The sequence below is a fragment of the Bacillus sp. LL01 genome, from assembly GCF_001037965.1.
Genome location: NZ_LFEL01000189.1, coordinates 1 through 4032 on the forward strand (window position 1 = coordinate 1; position 4032 = coordinate 4032).

General features: G+C 44.8%; 4 protein-coding genes. All 4 read left to right on the forward strand.

The genetic code is table 11. The features are described 5' to 3' along the window. Positions 1 to 957 (forward strand): SEC-C metal-binding domain-containing protein (locus tag AB685_RS27645; RefSeq protein WP_047973812.1); only part of this gene is annotated, 957 nt, incomplete at its 5' end. Positions 958 to 1064: 107 nt separating this feature from the next. After that, positions 1065 to 2169, forward strand: a protein-coding gene (prfB, locus tag AB685_RS27650) for a peptide chain release factor 2 (RefSeq protein WP_128755959.1) whose coding sequence is annotated in 2 segments (ribosomal slippage) — positions 1065 to 1136 and positions 1138 to 2169 — 1104 coding nt in all. Because the reading frame shifts where the segments join, the coding sequence is not laid out codon by codon here. A 584-nt stretch (positions 2170 to 2753) separates the two neighbouring features. Beyond that, positions 2754 to 3626 (forward strand): YitT family protein, encoded by an 873-nt coding sequence (locus AB685_RS27655; RefSeq protein ID WP_047973813.1) that lies wholly within the window; start codon positions 2754 to 2756, stop codon positions 3624 to 3626. Positions 3627 to 3701: 75 nt separating this feature from the next. Continuing rightward, the coding region (locus AB685_RS27660) for a c-type cytochrome (protein ID WP_047973814.1) at positions 3702 to 4032 on the forward strand (331 nt) is incomplete at its 3' end.

The following is a 4032-nucleotide window of genomic DNA, read 5'->3' on the forward strand; positions in this document are numbered from 1 at the left end:
CAGTTACGTGGTCGTGCTGGTCGTCAAGGGGATCCGGGTTCATCGCAATTCTACCTTTCAATGGAAGATGAATTAATGCGTCGCTTCGGTTCTGATAATATGCGCTCGATGATGGAACGTCTTGGAATGGAAGAAGACCAACCGATTGAGAGCCGTCTTGTTTCCCGTGCTGTTGAAACGGCACAAAAACGAGTCGAAGGAAACAACTTCGATGCTCGTAAACAAATTCTTCAATATGATGATGTTATGCGCGAGCAACGTGAGATCATTTACAAGCAACGTATKGAAGTGCTTGAGTCTGACAACTTACGTAAAATTGTAGAGACGATGATTAAAGATGTGATCGATCGTACGGTTCGCCTGCATACACCAGAAAGCGAAGTGCCAGAGGATTGGGATCTAATGGCAGTTGTCAATTACATGAATGCGAACCTCCTGCAAGAAGGCGAGCTTGATGAAAAGGATATTAAAGGCTTAGATCCTGAAGAAATGGTTGAAGTRATCACGGAGAAAGTGGTTGCTCGTTATAACGAAAAAGAAGAGCAGTTCACTCCAGAACATATGCGTGAGTTTGAGAAGGTTATTATGCTTCGTACCGTTGATCGCAAATGGATGAACCATATCGACCAAATGGATCAGCTGCGTCAAGGGATCCACCTTCGTGCGTATGGTCAAAATGATCCATTACGTGAATACCGTTTTGAAGGATTCGAAATGTTTGAAGCAATGATTGCTTCGATTGAAGAAGAAGTGTCGATGTACATCATGAAAGCGCAAGTCCAACAAAACCTTGAGCGTCAAAAGGTGGCAGAAGGAAAAGCGGTTCATCAAGATACATCAAAACAAGAGCCTAAAAAGAAAAAGCCAATCCGTAAAGGCGAAGTGATCGGACGTAATGATGCGTGCATTTGCGGAAGTGGTAAGAAATATAAAAATTGCTGCGGGGCGGCAAAATAATCGTTTCCTAGCATATGCTTGATCAAGGTGGAGTCCCGCAACCTGCGGGCTCCTTTAGCCTTTTTGACCTAAAATAGGGCAAGCTATTATTTAGATGAGGTGAGAAGATGGAATTAGTAGAAGTAAAGCAAGAACTAGCGTCAATGGTAAAACGTTTAGAAGACTTTAGGGGGTCTCTTTGACTTAGAAGCCAAGCAAGAACGTATGGCTGAGCTCGATGAATTTATGACGGACCCTGACTTTTGGAATGATCAAGAATCAGCTCAAACTGTGATTAACGAATCAAATGCCTTAAAAGAACAAGTCAACGTTTTCTTAGAGCTTGAAGAAGAGTATGAGAACCTTGAAGTCTCTTATGAGCTTGTAAAAGAAGAAGCGGATGAGGGTTTGGAGAAAGAACTTGAGGCAGGCGTAAAGGATTTAGCTACGCGTTTAAATGAGTTCGAACTCCAGCTTCTTTTAAGTGAGCCATACGATAAAAACAATGCGATTCTTGAGTTGCATCCTGGTGCTGGTGGTACGGAATCTCAAGACTGGGCATCGATGCTTCTTCGTATGTATACGCGCTGGTCTGAACAACGCGGCTTTAAAGTCGAGACGATGGACTATTTAGCAGGCGATGAGGCAGGCGTGAAGAGTGTAACCCTTCTCATCAAAGGCCATAATGCGTATGGCTATTTGAAAGCGGAAAAAGGAGTACATCGCCTCGTTCGTATTTCGCCATTTGACTCATCAGGCCGCAGACACACCTCGTTCGTATCATGTGAAGTGATGCCGGAGCTTGATGATACGGTTGACATCGACATTCGTACAGAGGATTTAAAAGTTGATACGTATCGAGCAAGCGGTGCGGGGGGACAGCATATTAACACAACGGACTCTGCTATCCGTATTACACACTTACCGACAAACACGGTCGTAACATGTCAGAACGAACGTTCACAGATTAAAAACCGTGAGTCAGCAATGAAAATGTTAAAGGCTAAATTGTATCAACTAGAGATCGAAAAGCAACAACAAGAGCTAGATGAGATTCGTGGCGAGCAAAAGGATATTGGCTGGGGAAGCCAAATTCGCTCCTATGTCTTTCACCCATACAGCCTCGTAAAAGACCACCGTACCAATTTTGAAATTGGGAACACAAATGGCGTCATGGACGGAGATTTAGACGGATTTATCAATGCCTACCTGCGCTCATCTTTGAAGATGTAAGCTGGAAAGACTGTTCTGTGGAACAGTCTTTTTTGGTGTGGAGCTTGAGCGGAGCGGGGGCAGGGAGAAGAGCGGGGATTTCGCACATATCGAGCTTCAGCTCGCTCATATATATGACCCTCGCACATAAAAAGCCAAAGCCGCACATGAGAGCGACGATAGCGCTCATAAAAGGAGAAAAGCGCCCATATTAGGTCCCGGCTCGCACATAAGGCGGGGAATATCGCACATACCGGTATATGAGCGGAACACGAGCATGAGCATGGGCATGAGCATGAGCATGGGCAGTGGTTTCGCACATATGAGGCTTCAGCTCGCTCATATGTATGGCGYTCGCACATAAAAAGCCAAAGCCGCACATAAGAGCGACGATAGCACTCATAAAAGGAGAAAAGCGCCCATATTAGGTCCCGGCTCGCACATAAGGCGGGAGATATCGCACATATAGATATATGAGCGAACCCTCATTCAAGCCGCACAATCTCTTTACCGCATTAGCACAATCGCATTTACAGCGTGGGGACGTGGTGCTATACTACCGAAGGATTTAGGACATACTATGAAGAAAAGTGAGTGTGACAAGCATGGGGAAAACGAAGAGACGGCGTGAGYCACGCAGCCGTTTAATGCAAGGAATGATTGATTATACGTATATTTTAATTGGTTCAGCAATCGTGGCATTGGCATTTAATTTATTTTTACTACCGAATAAAATTGCGTCGGGTGGCGTCAGCGGGATTAGTACGATTTTGACCCATACGGTCGGTTTTGAGCCCGCCTACACATTATGGGCTTTCAATATTCCGTTATTCATTTTAGGTTTGTTTTTACTTGGGGGCTTTAAATATGGAGCGAAAACGTTAGTCGGGACAATCTTTTTGCCATTTGTCGTTTTCATTTCAAGAGATTGGTCGGTCGGTATTGAGGATCCACTACTTGGGGCTTTATTTGGTGGAATTGGTGTAGGGCTTGGTCTTGGGACTGTGTTCCGTGCAAATGCAAGCACGGGGGGAACAGATTTAGCGGCACAAATTTTTAATAAATATTCGGGTGTGTCACTCGGGCTATGTGTGTTTGCAATAGATGGTCTGATTGTCGCGACGTCAGCTGTCTTTTTTGGTCTAGAATTAGCACTTTATGCCTTAATTGCATTATTTGTTACAGGAAAGACGATTGATTTAGTGCAATTGGGGGTAGGATATGCAAAGGTAGCTCTTATTATCTCTGATCATCAAGAGGAAGTTCGCCAAAGCATCTTAAAAGATGTCGATCGTGGCGTTACGAAGCTAAGTGGACAGGGTGGATATACGGATGCTGAGCGTCCTGTGTTGATGTGTGTGGTTAACCAGCAGGAGGTCACAAAATTGAAACAAATTGTCCGAGCCGTTGATCCAAAAGCATTTGTCATTGTTACGAACGCAACTGAGGTGCTAGGAGAAGGATTCAAACGAGCGTAAGGGGTAATAAATCGGCTATAATAAGTAGATGGGAATATACCCATAACTATCCAATTTAAAAAGGAGGAATACATCATGAAAAAATTTCTACTAGCACTTGGTTTAGTCGTTACTCTTGCAGCGTGTGGTGGCGGTGACGAGGCAGCTCCGCCAGTTGATGAGGAATCTCCAGCAGTGGATGAAGCTCCTGAGAGTGAAGAAGGAGCTACAGATGAGGATGCAACAGCAGGCGACTACGATGCTGAATCAGCTCGCGCTACATATGAGCAAAGCTGTATCGCCTGTCACGGTGGCGATCTTGAAGGTGCGTCTGGTCCAGCTCTAGAAGGAGCTGGCCTATCAGCAGCTGATATTGAAGACATCATTCATAATGGACAAGGCTCAATGCCTGCTCAAAACTTAGAAG